Annotated in this window: 18 protein-coding genes and 1 other annotated feature (1 of these 19 only partly in view); of the genes, 6 read left to right on the top strand and 12 right to left on the bottom strand. The window is 42.4% G+C overall.

What is annotated here, in order from left to right:
- Window positions 1-76: 76 nt before the first annotated feature.
- The 3 genes from HED61_RS01660 to HED61_RS01670 form a co-directional block, all read right to left on the bottom strand.
- Window positions 77-1,288, bottom strand: a complete 1,212-nt coding sequence (locus HED61_RS01660) for an ABC transporter permease (protein ID WP_219645417.1) — start codon at window positions 1,286-1,288, stop codon at window positions 77-79.
- Window positions 1,285-2,019: an ABC transporter ATP-binding protein gene (locus tag HED61_RS01665; protein WP_003128430.1), complete on the bottom strand. Its 735-nt coding sequence runs from the start codon at window positions 2,017-2,019 to the stop codon at window positions 1,285-1,287. Before HED61_RS01665 ends, HED61_RS01660 begins: the two co-directional genes overlap by 4 nt.
- A gap of 74 nt (window positions 2,020-2,093) precedes the next feature.
- Window positions 2,094-2,573: a hypothetical protein gene (locus HED61_RS01670; RefSeq protein ID WP_138371440.1), complete on the bottom strand. Its 480-nt coding sequence runs from the start codon at window positions 2,571-2,573 to the stop codon at window positions 2,094-2,096.
- Window positions 2,574-2,769: 196 nt separating this feature from the next.
- Between HED61_RS01670 and HED61_RS01675 the strand changes: the two genes are divergently transcribed.
- The 3 genes from HED61_RS01675 (at window position 2,770) to HED61_RS01685 (ending at window position 4,717) form a co-directional block, all read left to right on the top strand.
- On the top strand, window positions 2,770-3,195 hold the full coding sequence (locus HED61_RS01675; protein WP_219645418.1) for an HIT family protein: 426 nt from the start codon (window positions 2,770-2,772) through the stop codon (window positions 3,193-3,195).
- A complete protein-coding gene (locus HED61_RS01680; RefSeq protein ID WP_171917783.1) occupies window positions 3,196-3,561 on the top strand; it encodes a YtxH domain-containing protein in 366 nt (121 codons plus the stop codon).
- A gap of 127 nt (window positions 3,562-3,688) precedes the next feature.
- Window positions 3,689-4,717, top strand: a complete 1,029-nt coding sequence (locus tag HED61_RS01685) for a peptidylprolyl isomerase (RefSeq protein WP_003128425.1) — start codon at window positions 3,689-3,691, stop codon at window positions 4,715-4,717.
- A gap of 38 nt (window positions 4,718-4,755) precedes the next feature.
- On the opposite strand, the gene HED61_RS01690 is transcribed toward HED61_RS01685, so the two are convergent.
- The 5 genes from HED61_RS01690 to HED61_RS01710 all read right to left on the bottom strand — a co-directional run bounded on the left by HED61_RS01690 (window position 4,756) and on the right by HED61_RS01710 (window position 12,402).
- Window positions 4,756-5,700 carry a 3'-5' exoribonuclease YhaM family protein gene (locus HED61_RS01690; RefSeq protein WP_060815081.1) on the bottom strand — a complete coding sequence of 315 codons (945 nt, stop codon included), beginning with the start codon at window positions 5,698-5,700 and terminating at the stop codon, window positions 4,756-4,758.
- A 28-nt stretch (window positions 5,701-5,728) separates the two neighbouring features.
- Window positions 5,729-8,389 carry an ATP-binding protein gene (locus HED61_RS01695; RefSeq protein WP_219645419.1) on the bottom strand — a complete coding sequence of 887 codons (2,661 nt, stop codon included), beginning with the start codon at window positions 8,387-8,389 and terminating at the stop codon, window positions 5,729-5,731.
- Entirely contained in the window at window positions 8,386-9,573 is a 1,188-nt protein-coding gene (locus HED61_RS01700; protein WP_219645420.1) for a metallophosphoesterase family protein, read from the bottom strand. Before HED61_RS01700 ends, HED61_RS01695 begins: the two co-directional genes overlap by 4 nt.
- A gap of 260 nt (window positions 9,574-9,833) precedes the next feature.
- Window positions 9,834-10,175, bottom strand: a complete 342-nt coding sequence (locus HED61_RS01705) for a YlbF family regulator (RefSeq protein ID WP_003128420.1) — start codon at window positions 10,173-10,175, stop codon at window positions 9,834-9,836.
- 70 nt (window positions 10,176-10,245) lie between these two features.
- Entirely contained in the window at window positions 10,246-12,402 is a 2,157-nt protein-coding gene (locus tag HED61_RS01710) for a PBP1A family penicillin-binding protein (RefSeq protein ID WP_003128419.1), read from the bottom strand.
- A gap of 193 nt (window positions 12,403-12,595) precedes the next feature.
- On the opposite strand from HED61_RS01710, the gene HED61_RS01715 reads away from it, so the two are divergent.
- Complete coding sequence (locus tag HED61_RS01715) at window positions 12,596-13,447, top strand: RluA family pseudouridine synthase (RefSeq protein WP_081131440.1); 852 nt, start codon at window positions 12,596-12,598, stop codon at window positions 13,445-13,447.
- 92 nt (window positions 13,448-13,539) lie between these two features.
- On the opposite strand, the gene HED61_RS01720 is transcribed toward HED61_RS01715, so the two are convergent.
- Both HED61_RS01720 and HED61_RS01725 read right to left on the bottom strand, forming a co-directional pair.
- Window positions 13,540-14,265, bottom strand: coding sequence for a pseudouridine synthase (locus tag HED61_RS01720; RefSeq protein ID WP_003128417.1), 726 nt, complete (start codon window positions 14,263-14,265; stop codon window positions 13,540-13,542).
- A gap of 90 nt (window positions 14,266-14,355) precedes the next feature.
- A complete protein-coding gene (locus HED61_RS01725; RefSeq protein ID WP_113850258.1) occupies window positions 14,356-16,002 on the bottom strand; it encodes a putative polysaccharide biosynthesis protein in 1,647 nt (548 codons plus the stop codon).
- A 196-nt stretch (window positions 16,003-16,198) separates the two neighbouring features.
- On the opposite strand from HED61_RS01725, the gene murE reads away from it, so the two are divergent.
- Window positions 16,199-17,713, top strand: coding sequence for a UDP-N-acetylmuramyl-tripeptide synthetase (murE, locus tag HED61_RS01730; protein WP_081131442.1), 1,515 nt, complete (start codon window positions 16,199-16,201; stop codon window positions 17,711-17,713).
- Between the two features lie 140 nt (window positions 17,714-17,853).
- Here the strand turns inward: murE and HED61_RS01735 are convergent, their stop codons facing one another.
- Complete coding sequence (locus HED61_RS01735; protein WP_005472910.1) at window positions 17,854-18,153, bottom strand: DUF5960 family protein; 300 nt, start codon at window positions 18,151-18,153, stop codon at window positions 17,854-17,856.
- A gap of 230 nt (window positions 18,154-18,383) precedes the next feature.
- Between HED61_RS01735 and HED61_RS01740 the strand changes: the two genes are divergently transcribed.
- The gene (locus HED61_RS01740) at window positions 18,384-18,614 is read left to right on the top strand and encodes a hypothetical protein (RefSeq protein WP_003128412.1); all 231 of its coding nucleotides are present in this window, start codon (window positions 18,384-18,386) and stop codon (window positions 18,612-18,614) included.
- A 355-nt stretch (window positions 18,615-18,969) separates the two neighbouring features.
- Here the strand turns inward: HED61_RS01740 and leuS are convergent, their stop codons facing one another.
- Window positions 18,970-21,384 carry a leucine--tRNA ligase gene (gene leuS / locus HED61_RS01745; RefSeq protein ID WP_003128411.1) on the bottom strand — a complete coding sequence of 805 codons (2,415 nt, stop codon included), beginning with the start codon at window positions 21,382-21,384 and terminating at the stop codon, window positions 18,970-18,972.
- 87 nt (window positions 21,385-21,471) lie between these two features.
- Window positions 21,472-21,626, bottom strand: a binding site (T-box leader) (it continues 73 nt past the right edge of the window).

Genomic DNA, 21,626 nt, shown 5'->3' on the forward strand with positions numbered 1-21,626 from the left:
CTCTTATTCTAGCTTCCTAAAGAGTCAACGTCAAGCGCATATGCGTTCGGTTTTTTCGAGTAACGTCCAGCCATCTTTATTGACTTTGCATTTTTTTCAAGCGGGCAGGTACATAGAAAACCAAAAAGAGTCCTGTAAATAACAAAAAGCCCAACAGCACTAGCACTCCTTGCCAAAGAATTGCCGCTCGGAACAAGCCGACTACACCAAAAATGAAAGCAGCTCCGCCTAATAATCTAAGCAATAGCCAATTAATGGCTGTCTGTTTTTGCCCTTCCTCGATTGGATATAAATGAGTCAAAATCATGTACTGAAACTCATTATACATCGGCAGTAGCTGAAAACCGATCAAATAAAGAAACATACATCCTAACCCTAGACTAAGCCACCATTCTTGAACAAAGAAAAGCACTAATACACCAATCAGTGTCAAACGGAAAAAAAGCCCGCTATATTGTTCCCCTCGCAAAAAGCGGCGAGCATATAGATAGCGATAAGTCTGTTCCTGTCCAAAAGGAATCCTATTCAACAGACCATCTAAATACTTGCGGCGTTTGGCTGCTGCTGTGATTTGAGGTACATCTGTGAATAAGTTGATAAACCGATAAATGCGATGAAGTCTCGTTTCTTCCATGTGGATCATGCGATCCCAATCTAATAGAAGACCTGTCGGACGACACTGAAGGTTGAACCAAGCAGCTTGTAGAACAGCTAAGAGCAATCCAACCCAAGGTGCAACATACAGACTAGCTAAAAGGCTGCTTACTGCAGCAATCACCCACAGAACACGTTGGTTGTTACGCTGTTCTTGTCCTTGATAAAGAGACAAACGCTGTAACCAGAGATCCGTAACTTTTAATAACCAAATCGTCCCTAAATAAAAGAAAAAGCTCGCAAACGTTTGTTCAGTAACTACTACGACTAAAGGCATCGTCGCACCAACGACTAAAAAGGAGACCCCAAAAGGCAGCCACATCGAATAGCGCAGTGCTTGAGCAAGATAGTCCGCCATCTGCTTTTCTTTAGCTAAAAGAAAAATCAAATCTGCTGGTTTCACCAATGTTGCCAACTTGCCGACTGACAAAAGTGCCAACCAGATCAATAGCAATACGATCCCCCCCTGAGGGAACGGCCGAGGGAGCGTTTTTAACAAATTCGAATAATATAGACCCAGTCCACCCATTAGAAATGTGCTGAGGATCGCAAAATGATCATTGAAAACATAACGCAAATAGCGACTCATCTGTTTCTGGTGTCGTTGCAAGCGTTGTGAGAAGAACCCCTTCATAGCTGACTCTCCTTTGTCAATGCTAAGTACAACTCATCGAGGGAAGCTCCTTCAGCCCCAAATTGGCTTTGTAATTGCGACAGCGTTCCTTGGGCTCGAATCTCGCCATTGTGAAGCAGGATAAACTTATCACAATATTTCTCAGCTGTAGCCAAGATATGGGTCGACATTAAAATCGATGCCCCGGTTTGTTTCATCTCATTCATCAATTCAAGCAATGCATTGATTGCCAATGGATCTAAGCCCAAAAAAGGCTCATCGATGATGTACAAACTTGGTTCAATTAGAAAAGCACACAAAACCATGACTTTTTGTTTCATTCCCTTAGAAAAATTTGCTGGAAACCAGTCCAACTTATTTTCCAAGCGAAATGTTTTTAATAACCGCTCCGCCCGTTGCAGTGCGACATCTTTGGGGATGTCATAGGCCATTGCCGTTACTTCGATATGCTCTTTTAAAGTCAATTCTTCATAAAGCGAAGGCGTTTCAGGAATGTAGCCGATCTGCTTGCGATACGCTTGCGGATCTTCTTTCAGCGATAGTCCGTTGATAGTGATTTTTCCAGTGTGAGGTTGTAGCAGACCAATGATTTCTTTAATCGTGGTACTTTTACCAGCACCATTCAAACCGATCAACCCCACAAGTTCACCATCCGCGATCGAAAAATCAATATTTTTTAGAACAGGTAGCTGTGTATAACCGCCTGTTACATTTTCTACTTGTAATGTCATTTTCGTTCCTCCAATATCGACTATTATACCATGAAGCAGCGGTCAAAGAGCAGTCATCTACTTCTTGAAATCTGCTATTTTCCGTTATTAGTTATTTGAACAACATACTCGTGTCCAGCTACTTGCAATGGTTCTTTTGGCAGCTCACTGCTACCAAAACGCTCGACCCACCTGTCTGCTTCGGACGCATCAAAAATGACGGCTTGAATTGCTCCGGCAGCTAAACGGGTCGTAAAGGCTTGGACAGCGGCTGGATCTTCATAGGAAACAAATGTAACTGTTATTTCGTGATCAGGCGCCACGTTTTGCTTCACCCAATCCGTTGCTGCTTGTTCAAATTCAGATTGTGTGGGCTGCTGTTCACTGGTCTCAGAAACAACAGCCACTGTATAAACAACTTCTTTTGGTCTTGTCATCGAATAGATCAGCGAACCTCCTACTAGAATGACTGCTAGTCCTGCAATCAGCCACTCCTTATACGCATAGGCAAGATAGCTGATTTTTTCTCGTTTGGTCTTTTTTTTCTGTAACGTTTCTTTAATGATTGGTTTCATCGTATCCGTCCTTTTCTATTTCTGCTTTTAAGTCTATTGGTGCAAGCGGACAAATGCAAGCGTTTCTCTCCACAAACATCCGTACTTTACATGGAAAAGAAGCGATGGCCTGCTTTTGAAGGAATTCAAGAACAAAAACTGCCGAAATCAGCAGAATATGGTAAAGTAGGACTAGAAGAACAAGGAGGTTTATGAAATGGAAAATTGTATTTTTTGTAAGATCAACAATCGTGACATCCCTAGTTACAAAGTATATGAGGATGATCAAGTCTATGCCTTTTTGGATATTTCCCAAGTAACACCTGGACATACATTAGTTATTCCGAAAGTCCACGTAACGAATATTTTTGAGTATGATGAAGTCCTTGCTGCAGAGGTCTTTGCTCGCGTTCCTAAAATCGCTCGGGCAATCGAAAAAGCCTTTCCTGAGATCAATGGACTCAACATAATCAATAACAATAAAGAATTGGCTTATCAATCTGTTTTTCATTCCCATATTCATTTGATTCCTCGTTACGATGAAAAAGATGATTTCTCGATGCATTTCGGTAATCATGCAGAGGATTACTCACAGGAACAGCTAACAGAGATCGCTGAAAAAATCGGAAAGCTGGTGGACTAAATGATCGGTAACTTTATCAAAGGTTTGTTATTCGGCTCTCTCGCCGGCGGCTTAGGCGGGCTGCTATTTGCACCAAAAAGCGGTAAAGAAACCCGTAAACAAATGATTCGTTATGTCGATGAGACCACGGAAGCGACTCTTGAGTTTAATGAAAGTGTCAAAAACTTAAAAGATGCTGTCACATTGACGCGTAAAACGGTTGACGAAACGATTCCTGTTGTCAAAGAGTCTTTCACAAAAGATTTTGAATCATTCAAATTCCAAGCACAGCCAAGAATCGAGCGGATAAAGACCCACGTGGATCGTTTGAACCAACATGTCACGACGATACAAGCCAAATCAGTTCCCCAAGAAGAAAATAAGTAGCAAATATTGGAGAATCTATGAATTTTGTTTGAAACATCATTTGTTTTCTTCCCAATTAAAAAAAGAGTGTGGTATAGTATTAGCTGTGATTCTTTGAAATATTTAGAAAATAGGAGTGCTTAAACGAATGAAGAAAAAATTGATTTTAGCAGCAGTCAGTGCACTGAGCGTTTTGACATTAGCTGCTTGTTCCGGAAGTTCAAGTAATGAGATTGCAACCATGAAAGGCGGTAAAATCACGGTTGAAGATTTTTACGAACAAGCAAAAACAGATCAGAATAACCAAAGTCTTATCCGCCAATTGATCGTCTTAAAAGTCTTCGATCAAAAATATGGGGATGATGTTACAGAGAAAATGATCGACAAGCAATACGATCAAACTGCGAAACAATATGGCGACAGCGATAAATTTGAGTCTGCATTGGAAGCTTCTGGGCTTACTAAAAAAAGCTATCGTGAACAAATCAGACAGCAATTAGCATTACAAGAAGGGCTAAAAGCGAACATGGATATTGGTGATGATGAGCTGAAAGCAGCTTGGGATTCTTTCCATCCAGAAGTTGAAGCACAATTGATCAAATTGACTAGTGAAGATGATGCGAAAGATGTATTAAAAGAAGCTCAAAAAGATGGTGCTGACTTTAGTAAATTAGCAAAAGAAAAATCAACAGACACAGCGACTGCAGAAGATGGCGGTACAGTCAAATTCGACTCAACCTCAACAACTGTGCCAGCTGAAGTACAAACAGCTGCCTTTGCATTAAAAGATGGTGAAATTTCAGAGGTCATTTCTGCTACGGATGCTTCTACTTATACAACAAGCTATTACATTGTCAAAATGGTCAAAAACCAAGACAAAGGCAACGACATGGATAAATACAAAGATCAAATCACAGAAATCGCACAAAACACGCTATTGAACGATTCTACATTCGTGGCAAAAACGATTGGTAAAGAATTGAAAGCTGCTAATGTGAAAATGAAAGATGAAGATCTAGCTGATATTCTTTCTGACTATGTTTCTGCAGCAGAAACAAAAGATTCAACTGATTCTTCTGCTACAGATGCATCAGATAACAAAGAGAATGCAACTGATTCTACAAAAGAATCAACTGAAACAACTAGTTCATCTGCTACAGATTCCTCTGAAAAATAACAGAAAAAAAGATTGGCAAAAGCCAATCTTTTTTTTATTTATACATCTTTCGGCACATAAAAACTACGATTATCCATCCCAAAAATCCGCTCAGTGTATTCTCCTGGTTCCGTTAAGCGAATAGATGACAACATCATTTGCATAGAAGCATCGATGTTATCGATTTGATGCAGGATCTCCGCCTCCATAATTCTTGGGCGAACTGGTGAGCCATATTCCAACAATCCATGATGAGCCAAAACCATGTGCCGCAGCACAACGATATCTTCTTGTTTATCATCAAATTTCAGAGCAATACACGCTTGGGTGATTTCTTCATCTACTAGCACTAAATGTCCAACCAGATTTCCAGCTAATGTATACTCTGTGGTCATTGGTCCCGTCAATTCAATCACTTTTCCTAAATCATGCAGGATAATTCCTGCATACAAAAGCGGTGCATTGATTTCCGGATACTCTTTGACCAAAGATTTTCCGATTCGCAACATGGTCGTTGTATGGTAAGCCAATCCACTAGCAAAGGCATGGTGATTCCGTTTAGCTGCTGGAAAATCAAAAAATTCTTTCTTGTATTTATTCAGCAAAAAACGAACGATACGATTCCAATGAGGATTGGTGATTTCAAACAATGTCTGATTAATTTCCTCTTCCATGTCTTCTTTTTTCAGAGGGGCTCTTTCCATGTACTGGCTCGGGTCATGAGGTTCTTCTGGTTTTGCCAGACGCAGATGCAAAATCTTGACTTGGGGATTTCCTTGATAAACTTCTCGCTTTCCATCTAATAAAACGACCTTACCAGCCTCGAAGCGATTGATTTCTTCCTCAGAAGCATCCCAAAACTTTCCGTCGATTGTTCCAGAAGTATCTTGAAAAGTAAACGCGATAAATTTTTTGCCATTTTTTGCGATACGAACATCCGCATTTTTAATCAGCAAAAACAGTTGAAACGTCTCATCTACGGTCAATTCTCGAATTTTTTTCATGTTAACATTTGGCGCATAGCCAAATTTCTCACATCCTTTGACTAAGTTCTTGTACGGATTGCTGGTATTTATGATAATAGCTTACCATTTCTTGGTCAGAAGACAAACAAATTACTTGGTAATATTGGCCAAACTCAGCGAATAATTCCGCTAACCGTTCTTTTCGTGCACTATCATAATGCAACCAGCCATCATCGATAATGATGGGACTAAGCGGATGATTTTGTTGCAACGCAAGATAACCGAAGCGGATCGCCATGATCAGCTGATCTTTTGTTCCTGTTGATAGATCGATGATCGAGTAACTATCGCTAGCATTGCTGGCAACTAATTGCCCCTCATGCAGTGTTACTTGGTGATAGCGGTCATTGGAAAGCAATCTGAAATATATCGAAGCTTTTTCTAGTAATTGCGGCAATTGTTGCTCAGACAATTCAGTCGTCAAATCGGACAATACCGAAGCAGCTAATTGTCGACTGCTCCAAGCAAGAGCCAATTCCTCGATTTTTGCCCGCAGTTCGCTTTCTTCCTGATAGAGCTGGCTCAACGTACCGCTTTTTTGGCTGGCGGCTACTTCTAGTTCAAGCCGTTGCCTTTGCTCTGCCTTTTGTCGACTAAGCTGGTGCAGCTCTTTTTGCTTTTGTGCCACTTGCGTTTTCTTTTCCAGCAATTCTTCTTGTGTGATTGGTTCCGGGAAAATCGGATCCAGCATGACTGCTAATTCGGCTTCCCGCTTTGCCGCCCGCTGATGCGTCTCCCATTGTTTGAGCCAAAGACTGATTTCTGCTGGCTGATCAATGCCAACTTGTGAGAGAATCTCTTGAGAAGCCGCCAACAATGCAGTCCGCTCCGCCTTTTTGCGAGCAAGTTGCTGCGCCAACAACGTGCTGGACTGCTGTAAACGCGCCAATTTAACAGCCTGCATCTCTTCATTGAATTCATGCAATAGCTGAGCCTGCTCCAGTATTGTCTTATTTTGCAGGGGCAACCAATCAGCAAAAGGTGTAAACATCGCTTGATAAGGCTGAAGCTGTTCTGTGACCTCTTGCAGTTGTTCTTTGGCTTCGCGAAGCTGATGAGCATACAACTGATAATTAGTAACATCTTCTTGGTACTGCAGCAAGAAGACCGGCCATCTGTGATAAGGTTCCGTGCCAAAAAAAGGTTGCAGCGCCTGACGCCATCGTTCATTCTGCTGTTTTTGTAAATTATTGGCTTCTGTCAGATCTGCGATCTCTGAGGCAACCAGATCCGTTTGCAACAATAACTCTTGCCATTGTTTTTTGCTGTCACCTTGTTTATGAGGACGTTGTTTCATTGCCTCCCAAATTGCTAGTCCAATACCAACGGTGCCAGCCGCTATACACAACCAGCGCCATGGAGACGGTAAAAAGAATGCTGCAACACAAGCAACCAAACCACCTACTAATGGCACCATAGGAATAGCCATTTTTTGCTCTCCCATCAATCCTGGGTGCGCCTGTTCCAACCGTGATAAAGCATGTTGAAGATGATTTTCCTTCTCTTCTAACCACTCTAAGCGCTTGTTTGCTTCCTCTAACTGGTAGTCGCTTTGCTCCAGATTCATTAATTGTTCCTGGATTTGTTCTGTCTGCAGTGGTGGTGATTCTTTTGACCATTGCCGTCTATTGATCAGCTGGTTCAACGCCATTCGTGCTTGTTGTTCCTTTTCTAGCGCCTGTTCCTGCCGATCCATCAATCGGGCCATCTCAACTTGTTTCTGAAGGATCTGAGTGATCAAATGTTCGTTGTCCAGATAAAAGAAATATTTATCTGAAGCTTGCCCTTGTTCCAAACGATCAAGTTCTGCTTCTTTTTGATGAATATCTTCTGTTAAGTGCTGATAGGTCTGATAAAATCTGCTGATTTCCTGAGCGTCTTTTTCTGCTACTGCAGCTGGCTGGCTTGATAGCTGTTGCCATTCTTCATACAATGGCCAATGGCTAATCTGTTGTTGAACAGCTTGATAAGCATCGCTTTGCACTTGCTGCTGTTCTTCTAATTGCCGCAATTCTTTGTGAATCTGTGAAATCTGCTGATACTGCTGTTGCAAGCGATGTTCTTCGCTTTCTTTTTGGGCAATTTTCTCCTGTAGTTTCTCCAAACGTTTCAACGCTTGGTTCAAAGGGAGTTTTTGTCCCCGCGGTTTATAATTTTGTTGATTGATTGCTTCATAGCGAGCCACTTGTTGCAGCATCTTTTGACTCCCACTGATTCCCAAAGAAATCAGTGCTTGATGCAATTCATTTTCTTGCAGCTTGTCAATTTGGGCAAGTTGTTCTTGCTGAAAAGTAAATACATCGAAAAACAACGTCTGATTCAAGGGTTGCAGCAACTGTGCCAGCATTTCCTCGTCGCCGGTCTGCCCGTTGAAATGGACTTTGGCTCTTCCTCGATCGATTTGACGGTAACGTTCGATCATCACTTCCCCGTAAGGTTCGACAACTAGCCACAATCTGCCTCCATAAGCGGCCCCATTTTTGGGGGTATAATCCTTTTTCTTAGCTGTTCTTTTAGGAAAACCAAACAGCATAGCCGCAATAAACTGATACAATGTCGACTTGCCGATTTCATTGTTGCCAAAAAGCAATTGATTTCCTTGGGAAAATTCAATCACTTGATCATGGTAACGGCCAAACCCAGTGATCTCTGCTTTTAAGATTCTCATACTTCTTCCTCCCACTGGAAATCATTCTCCAGCAAGTGTTTCGTCTGCTGTAAGACCTCTTCTTGAAAGGCACCTTGATCAATCCCGCGATAAAGCAACGGATGACGAAGCAAATCATTCAGTCCCTCAGCAAAAATAGACGGATCTTGATAAATAGTTAGTAATTGATCAACATAGGACGCCGGGATCGCTAATGGAATTTTGTCTGTCTCTGTTTTGTAGACTTCGATTGCATAAATTGTCTGTAATACGTCTCTTGACAGCTGCTCGTTCAAATAGGCGATCATTTCATTTTTTTCGGTTTCAGAAAACCAATCTGAAGATAACTGATCCGTATCTGTCAGCACTAATTTGATCAGTCGTGGCTGACTCGTGTTGACCTCCTTCAAAATCGTTTGCAAAATCGAACGCTGATCCTTACAAGCTGCTAATGAGACTTCTTGTTGTGCCCATGTGATTTCTGCTACGTCGACCGTCTGGATCTCGGTACCATGGGAACTCAAAGTGGCTAAAACAACGCCTGTATCTTGTTCTTTTTGCGTTTTGCCTTGTGGGGTCCCTGGATAAACGATCGCAGGCTCTTCTGAAAGGATCTTAGGAACATGAATATGACCTAGTGCCCAATAATCATAGCCTTTCTGCTTCATTTCACTCACAGAAAATGGTGCATAATGTTCCCCCGCACTATCCCCGTGGTACATACCGATATGGAAATCAACCGCTTGGCGATTAGGAAATTCCCTGATCTTGTTCTGTGTAATCCAAGGCTGCTGATAACTAAAGCCACTGATAGCATAGGTCTCACCATTTCTGGTTACGCCTTTGATCGTTTCAACCGTCTCACTGGGAAACAGCACAACATTCTCAGGAAAATCAAACCAATAACGCTGCGGATCATAGTAATCATGGTTACCAAAGATCATATAGACAGGGATCTCTGCTGACGCAAGTCGGGAAATCTCTTGAAAAAAGTCATGCTGGATCCGCAGACTTGGACGGGGTTGGTGGAAGGTATCCCCCGCCAAGAGAACAAAATCCACTTCATGCTCCAGTGCCGTATCAACCAGTTTTTTGATTATTTTTCGATTGATCAGCGGAAGCTGCTCTTTGACGTTATCCGATAACATGCGGATCCCTTCGAAAGAACGATCAATATGCAAGTCAGCACTATGTAAAAAACGCATGATACCTTTCCCCCTTTTGCTTCTATCATAACATTTCTTTGTTTTTTCGTCAGCAAAATACGAAAATTTGTTCGCCTTTTTGAACAAAAAATTCGAAGGGTCGAGGAAGTCCCCGATCCTTCGAATGTTGTCCGCTCAAATTAGCCTCTAACACTATCTAAAGCACTGTAAATTGGCATAGAATTGGCACAAGTCCGAGGCCTCTGTTTGAGAACCCCTCTTGGTCTCTTTTGTGCTGCGGTAAGTCAGCAAGCTAGCGCTTAGGCTTCGTATAAGTCCCGCACAGGGCCCATGATGATTCGATTCAAATCATTGGCCACCAGACTAAATGCTTGCTCTTTTTGCATCAATTCCGAAACGATTGGATCTTGCTGAATTTTTTGAGAGAGTTCTTGTGCTTGCTGTGCTTCTTCTTCTGTCATTTCTTGGCCTGCCATCATTTTTTGTTGCAAAGCTTGTTGCAAGCCTTGGAACTCCTTGAATAAGCTATACGCTTCTTGGTTTTCTTTCAAACGATCAAACGAGGCTTTTAAATCTTGAAACTGTTCGGATTCTCGTAATTCTCGTTCTAATTGATTCGCTGTGTCATAAATATTTGCCATACTGTTCCCTCACTTTGTTTTTTTCTTATTATAACATACTGTTCGGATGCACATGCAGTAGAAGCTAACATCAATTACCATTGATCGTATTCCATAGATTACCAAAAAGCTCTTTGGTTCCTTGTTTGACGCGCTCACCAAAATCTTTTAATCCTTCTTTGGCATTTTCGGCAAACTCGTCAACTGATTTTTTCCAGTCATCGTTGTCCGTTGATTCATTTGGATCTGGCACTTCATCTGCTGCCATCAGTTTCCCACCAGTCATATAGGCATCTGCTACTTGGAACTGACTTCCTTGGCTGTAAGGCAACAGACTTTCGGCTTCCGCTTTAAATATCTTGCCGACGACTTGCCCGCTGGTTCCAGTCAAATAGTGTTCGGCACTCGTTTGTTCAAAGCCCAGCCAGGTGGAGATTACGAGATCAGGTGTATACCCAACGATCCACTGATCATTGACTTTTGATAAATCAAAGTTTGTTTCCGTTGTCCCGGTTTTTCCTGCGATCGTAAAGCCATAAGGGCTAGCGCTGACCCCAGTTCCATTAGAGAAGGTACCCAGCATCATGCTTGTCATCTTGTCTGCTGTTTCTTTGGAGATGACTTGTTTTCCTTTGACTGAAGTATTATCTACAATAACCGCGCCCGTTGAATCAACGATTTTGGTGATCAAATGCGGTTGGTAGTAATAGCCTCCGCTAGCAAAGACACCATACGCGGCAGCCATGGTCAACGGTGATTCGCCAGTTTCCAATCCGCCTAACGCCAATCCCCAATATTTGTCCGATTCTGACAATGTTAACCCAAATTCCTGAGTCTTTTTGTATCCGCGGTCGAGACCAATTTCATGAAGTGTCCAAACAGCTGGCAGATTTAAACTTTGAGCCAATGCTTGATACATCGGCACTTCACCGGAATAGGTCCCATCGTAATTCTTTGCCTCATAATAACTTTGAGGTTTGTCTTCCAAAATACTATCTGGATTATAGCCCGCTTCGATTGCAGGTGCATAAACACTGATGGGTTTGATTGTCGAACCTGGCGAGCGTTTCATTTGGGTAGCAAAATTGAACCCGCGAAAAACATGTTCGCCTCGTCGCCCTACCAATGCTTGAACACCGCCAGTTGTCGGATCTAATGCCACCGAACCTGATTGGACCATCGTTCCATCAGACGCATTTTCTGGAAAGAGCGCATCGTTTTTATAGGCAGCTTCCATTTGTGCCTGATAGTTTTGATCCAGTGCTGTGTAGATTTTGTATCCACGATTCATCACATCATCCGCATCAAGTCCGTAAGACTCCGCTTCATCGATCACTGCATCGAAGTAATAAGGATATTTATAGCCAGATTCTGAATTGCCATAGCCATCGTACAACAGGCTAGCTATTGAAACTTGCTCTTCTTGATCGGCCACAGATTGATCCAGCATTTTGTTGTCCACCATCAGTCCTAGAACAGTATCTCGGCGGTTCGTCGCATTTTCTGGATGATCGATAGGATTATAAATTGATGGACCTTTAAGCATACCTACTAAGGTAGCTGCTTCTCCCACCGTCAAATCTGAAGCATTAACACCAAAATATTTGAGCGAAGCATCTTGAATCCCCCAGACTCCATTACCGAAATAGGAACTGTTCAAATACATTTCCAATATTTCATCTTTTGAGTATTTTTTTTCGATTTCAATCGCTAGAAACAGTTCTTTGGCTTTTCGACTAAAGGTTTGATCGAGAGAAAGATAGGCATTCTTTGCTAGTTGTTGCGTAATTGTACTCCCACCGCCACCTTCTGCACTACGATTGACTACCATCCGCAAGGCCGCCCGAGCGATCCCTTTGATATCAAACCCATGGTGATTATAAAAATTCCGGTCTTCCGTTGAGATCAGTGCGTGAACGACTGCTGGGGAAATGCTTTTTAAATCAACATAGGTGCCCTTTTGAGAATAGAGCTGCCCAGCTTCTTCTCCTTTAGCATCGTAGATCACAGTGGACTCTTTCAATCCTGATTCTAATTCACTAACTTTGGTATTCTTGGCGATATAAAACAAGTAACCGCTCATCACTAAAATACCCACTAAAGTCAGTAAAATAACTATTTTATTCACATGATATTTCTTCCAAATGCGTTTGCGCCATTGATGGAATTGCTGTAGATAAGGCTTGATCCAACGCCAGAAAGTTTGGATCGATTCTTTTATCTTGTGAAGGATTTGTTTCAAATCCATTTCTCCACGCTCCTTTTAACAAAGTGTAGCATAAATCAAACCGTTTGGAATACGGCTCTAGCAGTAAATTTCATCCACAAAAGATTGCTCGTCAATTCTATCAGCGAAACTTCTGTTTTTTGTTGTTTTTTTTATAAGAAAATCTTAAAGATGCTATAATAGCAAATAGATCACAACTTAGAAAGGGATTTTTATGGAATATACCATTACATTACCTAATGACCATCCCCGAACAACGATTCGGGAATTATTAGAACAAGAATGGCTCGTCCCTCGCAAAGTACGCCATTTACTGCGAACCCGCAAAAATGTACGCGTCAACGGTGAAACAGCCCTTTTTCATCAGGAAGTAGCAGGTGGGGATCAGCTCACGCTTCTTCTAGAAGAAGCAGATTACACGTATCAGCCAGTGATTTCTGGGAACAAAGAGAAGATTACGGTGTTGTTTGAAGATGAACATCTGATCGTTGTCAATAAGCCCGCTGGTATCAAAACCCACCCCAACCAACCAAATGAAACCGACACACTTATGAATGATCTGGCTGCATATCTTGCACCAGAGACAAGACCCTATGTCGTTCACCGATTAGATAAAGAGACCAGCGGCGTCATTTTATTTGCTAAAAACCCCTTAGTTTTGCCTATTTTGGGACGAATGCTTGAAAGTAAGCAAATTTATCGTCGCTACCAAGCAACAGTCTGGGGACAATTGGATCAAAACCAAACCATTCGCAAAAAAATCGGACGCGATCGCCACGACCGTCGCAAACGAGTCATTGACCCACGCAATGGCTTATCTGCGGTGACACACGTTGAGATTGCCGCTCGCAATGCCCAAACGACTTCGATCTATTGTGTGTTAGATACAGGACGTACGCATCAGATTCGTGTCCACCTTGCTAGCATTGGACATCCTATCGTCGGAGACCCTCTTTATCAGAAAAAAACTGCAGCTCGCCTTGAGCTGCATGCCTATGAACTTTATTTGACCCATCCATTCTCACAAGAGTCACTGCAGATCAAAGCGCTGCCTGGGCTCTGGTGATGGACAGAATGTTTCTGAAGCAGCAGAGACATTGCCTCTAGTCTCATTCCACATACTGGGCACAGCCGTCAGGCTTCATTCGCTGCAACAATTCAATCTTCCGCTGGTTCAGCAGAAAGCTGTGCCAGCTCTTTTTCTGTCACTGAGCGATACTCTCCTAATGCCAAATCTTTCGGCAGCTGTAAACCGCCCATTCGAGTACGCTTGAGATAAGTCACTTCTTTTCCCACTGCCTGCACCATTCGTTTTACTTGGTGAAACTTCCCTTCATGCAAAATCAAGGTAATCGTGGATGTCTCGGCCTGCTCGTCTACCTTTAAAATCGTCAGCTGTGCCGGCATGAGAGTTTCCCCATCCAGTTCGATTCCTTGGAGAAATTGGTGACGATCCTCTTCGGTCATGATCCCTCGAACTTCTGCATAATACTCTTTTTCGACGTGTTTTTTGGGTGACAATAACCGATGAGCTAGCTGGCCATCATTCGTAATTAGCAGTAGTCCTTCGGTGTCTTTATCCAAACGACCGACTGGAAAAAGATCCCGGCGATAATCTTCCGCCGCAAACAAATCCAAGACCGTCTTTTCCGGATCGGTCGTTGCAGAAATCACACCAGCCGGTTTGTTCAATAAATAATAGAAATCTTTCTGGTAACGTACCAGTTCTCCTGCAAACGAAACCTGATCCTCTTGTTCAGCTACTTGGAATTTATCACTTTTGACTTGTTGCCCATTGACCGCAACAACGCCTTTCTTGATTGCTTGCTTCACTTCTTTTCGTGAGCCATACCCCATATCTGCTAAGAATTTATCTAGTCGCATGTTTTCTCGCCTCTTTCTTTGCGATCTTTTTTACTGAAAAAACCGCCTGATCGATCCATGCGATCTCAGCGGCTAATCAGGTTTATTGGGTTATTTGATTCGCAATTTCTTACGCAAACGAATCATTGATGAGCCCAGTAGTTTTTCTGCTAAGCGGATTTTCAATGCCATATAAATATAGGCCCCGCCACCGACTGCTGCAACCAGTAGAGAAAGAATAAAGGCTTGGACTTTGCGATCCGAACTTAAGACCAGACCAAACAATTGCCGAGCAATCAGCGCGATCACTAACATAATGAGAGTCATCAGGAAAATCAAAACCGTTCTTCTAAAGGTCAACTTGGCATTGAAGTGGCCTTTAGTCAACATTTTTCTAATATTCAGCCAGCAAGTCACACCAAGTGCCAATGTTGTAGAGACTAAAGGACCATAAACTTGGAACAGCCAGATGGCCGGATACTGCAAAATAAATTTTAGCAACAAACCAATAAAGAAGAAGATAACCGCTTCTGTGTTATGGTACATCCCTTGCAGCATGCTAGAAGTCAGCATGAACAAGCCCAGGATTAAGCCAGAGATACAAGCAGCAACGAGGACGCTTGCCCCTAATGTATCCGGTCGATAAAACAATGTATACAATGGATACGCCAATACGATCATTCCAAACGTAGCAGGCAGCATGACAAAGGAATACAACTGGAGGTTATTACTGATCAATTTAGCTAAATTTCCTTGATTCTTTTTCGCTACTGCTTCACTGATTAAAGGCAACCCTGTAGATGCCATCGACGTTGCTAAGCCGATCACGACCATTGTCAGCTTGTCTGGATTGCTGCCAAAGATTGCCATCATGTCTAAGAGCTGATCATTTGAATATTGTGTAAATCCTTTCATAATTCGAACAAAGGTATACTGATCCACTAGTTTAAAAATTGTGATCCCAGAACCAACAATAATAAAAGGAATCGCTTCTTTGATGGTGGATAAAACCAATTCTTTGGTTTGGATCTCTGTTTCTTCTTTGCTCATGTCCAGCAAAACATCCATCCGAACCCGCTGCTTCTGGAAATAATAAACCAAAACCAGAACACTTGCTAAAACGCCGATAAAGGCAGCAAACGTTGATTGAGTCACAGCAGCTGTATAGTCGCCTTCTACCACCCGCATGATAATAAACGTTGCCAACAGCATATAGAAGACTCGCGCGATCTGTTCAACGATCTGAGAAATCGCGAATGGTTTCATGTCTTGATTTCCTTGGAAATATCCTCGCATCACACTCATACATGGAAAGACCAAAAGTGCCACGCTTAAGGAGCGCATCGTTGGAATCAATTCTTCTCCGCCACCAGATGCGGTTGCCAGCCAAGGAGCGGCTATGTACATGATACCAGCAGTTACTGCCCCAAATCCTGCCATCAACTGTAAAGCTCTCAGGAACAAGCGCTGACTTGTACGATACTCTTCTCTTGAGTTGTAGTAGGAAATCTGTTTCGCAATCGCTGCTGGAATTCCTGCAGTAGAAATCATCAAAAACAAAGCATAGACATTGTAACCCATTCCAAACAATGCATTTGCTTTATCTCCGTTGGCTCCCATCCAGTAGTACCACGGCAAAATATAGATCGCACCGAGCAACCGAGAACCAATGTTTCCCAGTGTCATCCAAGCCGATCCTTGAGCCATTTTTTCTTGTGTCGTTAATTGTTTTGACGCAGATTGCGTATGATTATCCATGGCAGTTCTCTCCAACTTTCTACAAACATATCCCCTTCATTTTAATTCGAAAAAGGACTTCGAGCAATCTATTTTTGCAACATATTAAAGTTTCTTCACATTATTGAAGAAGAACGACCAATCGCATGCTGTCTTCCATTCGATTTGCCTGAATATGCTATAATAAACTAAACTTTTTGAAACGAGGAGAACCAAGATGTCACTACTTACCATTACCCCCCATCAGATCCGCGGGTTGTTGATCGAAGCAAATCTATTAAAAGAGTTTATCGGCCAAGAATGGCATTATACCGTTCCACAAGAAATGAACGACTTGATCTTTACCTCATTAAGTTATGATTCGCGTCAGACAGACGCAAATACGCTATTCTTCTGTAAAGGTGCCGCGTTCAAAGAAAGCTATTTGGAAAGTGCCGTTGCTCAGGGCCTTCAATGTTATGTTTCGGAACACCCTTATGAAAATTGTTCCGCCTATGGCATCATCGTTACAGATATCCGAGCAGCCATGGCTTGTATTGCCCAGGCTTTTTACAACAATCCGCAAGATCAGCTGTTTAAAATTGGAATCACAGGAACAAAAGGCAAAACGAGCTGTGCTTATTTTGTGCGGGAGATTTTAGCCAAAACAACCAATCAGAAAGTAGCTTTTTTCTCCTCTGAAGAAAATACTGTTGACGGAAAGAACTATCAGGAAGCAGTTTTGACGACTCCAGAAACGTTAGACTTGTATGCTATGATGGCCGAAGCAGTCGCTAATGGTATGACACATCTAGTAATGGAAGTCTCTTCCCAAGCTTATAAAACCAAACGTGTCTCTGGGATCACTTATGAAATTGGAATCTTTCTAAATATTTCGCCCGATCATATCGGTCCAGTAGAACATCCGGACTTTGATGATTATCTTTTCTGCAAACGCGAGTTGATCCACAATAGTAAACAAATGATCATTAACCGACAAAGCGATTATTTTGAACTATTGAAAGAAACTTGTGCTGCTCATCAAGTACCATTGATCACCTATGGTCACTGCGATGGAGATTATCAAGTATTACCAGCGGAATTGGGCGATCCTAAATCATTCCGCATCCATTCTGAAAAAGATATTCTTCTTGTGAATGGCGACTATCAGTTGGCTTTGCTAGGAGAATTCAATCACGACAATGCTACTGCTGCAATCGTTGCTGCTTGTCTTGCGGGAGCTACCCAAGAAGAAGCACAATCTGTCTTGCCTAATGTAACGATTCCAGGACGAATGATCGTTCTGGAAAAACAAAATGGCGCATTGATCATCGTTGATTATGCCCACAACTACTTAAGCTTTAAGTCACTGAGTGAGCTAGCCCATACATTGCGGCCAAAAGGACGGCTGATTTTTGTGACCGGCAGTGCCGGCGGCAAAGCAGAATCACGACGTCCTGACATGGGTCGAGCGCTTTCAGAGTATGCAGATAAAGTCTATTTAACTTCTGATGACCCTAACTTTGAGGATCCTCGTGCTATCGCTGCCGAGATAGCCGCTGCGATCACTGCACCTACTGTCATTATTGAAGAACAGATGGACCGCAGCCTTGCGGTCCAATCAGCGGTTGCTGAAGCCGCTAGTCAAGATATCGTGATTCTAGCTGGTAAAGGCGCTGAGCAATATTTGAAAGTCAATGGTCAAAAAGAACCTTATGAAGGTGATTTGCAGATCGCTCAGCGTTTGCTTTGATTTTTTCATTGCCTCACCTATCCGTTAACAACAAACACCCAAAGAATGACAGCATCAAGCGGGTCATCCTTTGGGTGTTTATTTTTGTGTCTATGCAAATGCCTCTTAAAAAGTTCTTGATTTAAATACCTTGCTGAAAATTATGGTTGTTCATCCTCATAGGTTTCATAGACATAAGGAGCACCATCATAGCGAAATTCTGTCGAGATTGCTGCGTCCAAATCTTCGGTATACATGAATTTGCTGAAAGGAAACAGAAAGACTTCGCCGTCTTTCGTTTTTTCCGCTTCCACTCGGTAAATTAGCTGGTCCGCAGTCAATTGCTGATTCAGCTGTTCCAGCACGTCATCGATCACTTCTTCTTCTTGGTAACCTGCTTTTGCTACTCGTTGATAATCATTGAAAAAAGCCTCTTGACCTTCAAAAGATTGATAGTCCATTTTTATTCCTTCTTTCTGCGCTTTCATTTGCGTTAATTCTATTATACGAGACCCCTCTTAGTTCAGCGAATGATTTGATTGCCGTTTCACTTAGAAAAAGTCAGCTGACTAGAAAAATATGTCAAATTCATTTCAAGTGTATTACGAATCAATGATTTGACAAAATCGCATTGAAGACTTTTTCATTTTTTGTATAATGGGACATAGAGAATATTAAAGGGGCAGACGCAATGAACAGCACAAAGAAAAAAATCTTCTTTGGAACAGGGGCAACAGTAGGTTTTCTAGCAATGATCGCATTGGTCGGACAATTTTTAGTAGCAAACCACTTGATCGGCACAAATGATACTTCCACAGAAATCTTCACTCGCGCAACATATCCAAATGGCTTTCTATTGGTGATCTTCATTCCATTAGTGGCTACAGCTGTATTGTTTTACGGCATTATTCGCAAAAAATAGTATGCAGCGGCAGTTGATGTTTGCATCAGCTGAACCGCTGCTTTTTTGTACAAAAAAAGCGGGGACAGAAGTGTTAAACTCCGAGAAATAAGGAGGAATACACAGAAATTGCTTTTCAAATTTTGGGGTATTTCGACTTATTTCTCGGAGTTGCATCTGCTTCGACCGTTTAGACATGTTTAGAGGGACTGTGCCATAAGTCATCATCCAACAAGTTAAACCGAATAATAGTCTATTGCTAGGATAGATTCCTCTGACTTTTGCGACGAGGAGTCCCTGCACCGCAGGAGCAATAATAGTTAATGTTCGGATAGTTTTACTTGTAGGAGACTTATGGCACAGTCCCTCTTTTCAATTAATTAGCGACGATATTGACCAATTTATTTGGTACAACGATGATTTTGCGAATCGTTTTTCCATTCAATTGTTCTTTTACCAGTTCATTTGATTGAGCTAACTGTTCGAGCGTCGCTTTGTCTGCATCCGCAGGAACTTTGGCTTTTGCCCGAACTTTGCCGTTCACTTGGAATACCACTTCGATTTCATCTTCGACTAGCGCACTTTCATCATAAGTTGGCCATGGCACATAAGAGATGCCCTCTTTATTTCCGAGAATTGCCCATAGTTCTTCACCGATATGAGGGGCAATCGGTGCCAACAATTGGACAAATCCAGCAACATATTCATATGGTAGTGCATCGGACTTATATGCTTCGTTCACAAAGACCATCAGCTGTGAAATAGCCGTGTTGAAATGAAGCTGTTCAAAATCTTCGGTAACTTTTTTAACTGTTTGGTTGTAAACTTTACTTAGTTTGCCATCATTGAATGTAGTAATTCGATCACGCATTTTGCCATTTTCATCCACGATCAAACGCCAAACGCGGTCTAGGAATTTACGGCTGCCTTCCAAGCCGTTTTCATTCCAAGCGATCGATGCATCTAATGGACCCATGAACATTTCATACATGCGCAGTGTATCTGCTCCGTATTGTTCGATGACATCATCCGGATTTACGACGTTTCCGCGAGACTTCGACATTTTTTCATTGTTTTCCCCAAGGATCATCCCTTGATTGAATAATTTCTGGAATGGTTCTTTTGTCGGTACGACACCAAGATCATAAAGGAACTTATGCCAGAAACGAGCATAAAGTAAATGAAGCACCGCATGTTCTGCCCCACCGATATAGATATCTACTGGTAACCAGCGTTTCAATTTGTCAAAATCGGCTAAGCGATTTTTATTGTGAGGGTCGATAAACCGCAAGAAGTACCAAGAGCTCCCCGCCCATTGTGGCATCGTATTCGTTTCACGACGTCCCTTCATGCCTGTTTCTGGATCAACGACATTGACCCACTCGCTGACATTCGCCAATGGCGATTCACCTGTACCACTTGGCTTGATATTATCGGTTTTTGGCAAGCGTAGTGGCAATTGATCTTCCGGAAGAGTGGTTGTAGTACCGTCTTCCCAATGAATGATCGGGATAGGCTCACCCCAGTAACGCTGCCGAGAAAACAGCCAGTCTCGCAGACGGTAGCTGATTTCTTTTTTACCGACTCCTTGTTCTTCTAACCAGTGGTTCATTTTTTCAATTGCAGCTTCTTTATCTAGACCATCCAGAAACTCTGAATTGATATGAGGACCGTCTTCAGTATAAGCAGCTTCTTCAACGTCTCCCCCAGCCAGAACAGGAATGATTTCTAACCCAAAAGCTTTTGCAAATTCATGGTCACGTTCGTCATGAGCTGGCACAGCCATGATCGCACCAGTACCATATGAAGCCAACACATAGTCAGCAATCCAAATTGGCACTTCTTTCCCATTCGCTGGATTGACCGCATAGGCCCCTGTGAAGACACCCGTCTTTTCTTTAGACAAATCGGTCCGATTCAAATCGGACTTCTTCGCTGTTTCTGCTACATATGCCTCAACTGCTGCTTTTTGCTCCGGTGTAGTGATGGCTTGTACCAACTCATGTTCAGGAGCCAAAACCGTATAAGTGGCACCGAACAATGTATCTGGTCGTGTCGTAAAGACGGTGAATGCTGCATCGCTACCCGCTACTTTGAAGGTGACATTGGCACCCACAGAACGACCGATCCAATTCCGCTGCATTTCTTTGATGCTCTCAGGCCAATCAACTTCTTCTAGATCATCTAGCAAGCGATCCGCATAAGCCGTGATCTTCAACATCCACTGACGCATAGGTTTGCGAATAACATCGTAGCCGCCGCGTTCACTTTTGCCATCGATCACTTCTTCATTGGCGATAACCGTTCCTAACTCTGGAACCCAATTGACAGGAACCTCGGCTTCATAAGCCAACCCTTTTTCATAAAGTTTGGTAAAAATCCATTGCGTCCATTTATAGTACTCAGGATCTGTCGTGTTGATCTCACGATTCCAATCGTAACTAAACCCCAGTGAATTGATTTGACGACGGAATGTTTCAATATTTTTTTTCGTAAACTCGGCTGGATCATTCCCGGTGTCCAACGCATATTGTTCAGCAGGCAATCCAAAGGCATCCCAGCCCATGGGATGAAGAACGTTGAATCCTTGGCTGCGCTTGAAGCGGCTTAGAATATCCGTCGCTGTATATCCTTCTGGATGCCCTACGTGCAATCCTTGTCCAGAAGGGTATGGGAACATGTCTAACGCATAAAACTTTGGTTTATCCGGTTGATCGTGGGTATTGAACTCATTTTTCTTAGCCCAATATTTTTGCCATTTTTTTTCAATTTCTTTGTGATTGTAGTTCACTATGGACGCCTCCTAAAAATTGGTGCTCTGACTTGATCAAAAATCAGCAGAACTTAAAAAAAGTCCTATAAAAATCACTATTGATTTTTATAGGACGTTATAAACGTGGTACCACCTAATTTTATCTGTTATGAAACAGACCTCGATGTGTTAACGACCATCGCCGTATCTGCCTACTTTGAGCGGTTCTGAGAAACACTCATTTCAGTCAAATATCACTTGAAGGCGAGTTCGAAAGGTCT

Origin of the sequence: Enterococcus gallinarum (assembly GCF_021496385.1) — a bacterium.
Taxonomy (GTDB): domain Bacteria; phylum Bacillota; class Bacilli; order Lactobacillales; family Enterococcaceae; genus Enterococcus_D; species Enterococcus_D gallinarum.

Coding starts and splice junctions, on each gene's coding strand:
- HED61_RS01660 (WP_219645417.1), bottom strand. CDS start 1,288: ATGAAGGGGTTCTTCTCACAACGCTTGCAACGACACCAGAAACAGATG.
- HED61_RS01665 (WP_003128430.1), bottom strand. CDS start 2,019: ATGACATTACAAGTAGAAAATGTAACAGGCGGTTATACACAGCTACCT.
- HED61_RS01670 (WP_138371440.1), bottom strand. CDS start 2,573: ATGAAACCAATCATTAAAGAAACGTTACAGAAAAAAAAGACCAAACGA.
- HED61_RS01675 (WP_219645418.1), top strand. CDS start 2,770: ATGGAAAATTGTATTTTTTGTAAGATCAACAATCGTGACATCCCTAGT.
- HED61_RS01680 (WP_171917783.1), top strand. CDS start 3,196: ATGATCGGTAACTTTATCAAAGGTTTGTTATTCGGCTCTCTCGCCGGC.
- HED61_RS01685 (WP_003128425.1), top strand. CDS start 3,689: ATGAAGAAAAAATTGATTTTAGCAGCAGTCAGTGCACTGAGCGTTTTG.
- HED61_RS01690 (WP_060815081.1), bottom strand. CDS start 5,700: ATGAAAAAAATTCGAGAATTGACCGTAGATGAGACGTTTCAACTGTTT.
- HED61_RS01695 (WP_219645419.1), bottom strand. CDS start 8,389: ATGAGAATCTTAAAAGCAGAGATCACTGGGTTTGGCCGTTACCATGAT.
- HED61_RS01700 (WP_219645420.1), bottom strand. CDS start 9,573: ATGCGTTTTTTACATAGTGCTGACTTGCATATTGATCGTTCTTTCGAA.
- HED61_RS01705 (WP_003128420.1), bottom strand. CDS start 10,175: ATGGCAAATATTTATGACACAGCGAATCAATTAGAACGAGAATTACGA.
- HED61_RS01710 (WP_003128419.1), bottom strand. CDS start 12,402: ATGGATTTGAAACAAATCCTTCACAAGATAAAAGAATCGATCCAAACT.
- HED61_RS01715 (WP_081131440.1), top strand. CDS start 12,596: ATGGAATATACCATTACATTACCTAATGACCATCCCCGAACAACGATT.
- HED61_RS01720 (WP_003128417.1), bottom strand. CDS start 14,265: ATGCGACTAGATAAATTCTTAGCAGATATGGGGTATGGCTCACGAAAA.
- HED61_RS01725 (WP_113850258.1), bottom strand. CDS start 16,002: ATGGATAATCATACGCAATCTGCGTCAAAACAATTAACGACACAAGAA.
- murE (WP_081131442.1), top strand. CDS start 16,199: ATGTCACTACTTACCATTACCCCCCATCAGATCCGCGGGTTGTTGATC.
- HED61_RS01735 (WP_005472910.1), bottom strand. CDS start 18,153: ATGGACTATCAATCTTTTGAAGGTCAAGAGGCTTTTTTCAATGATTAT.
- HED61_RS01740 (WP_003128412.1), top strand. CDS start 18,384: ATGAACAGCACAAAGAAAAAAATCTTCTTTGGAACAGGGGCAACAGTA.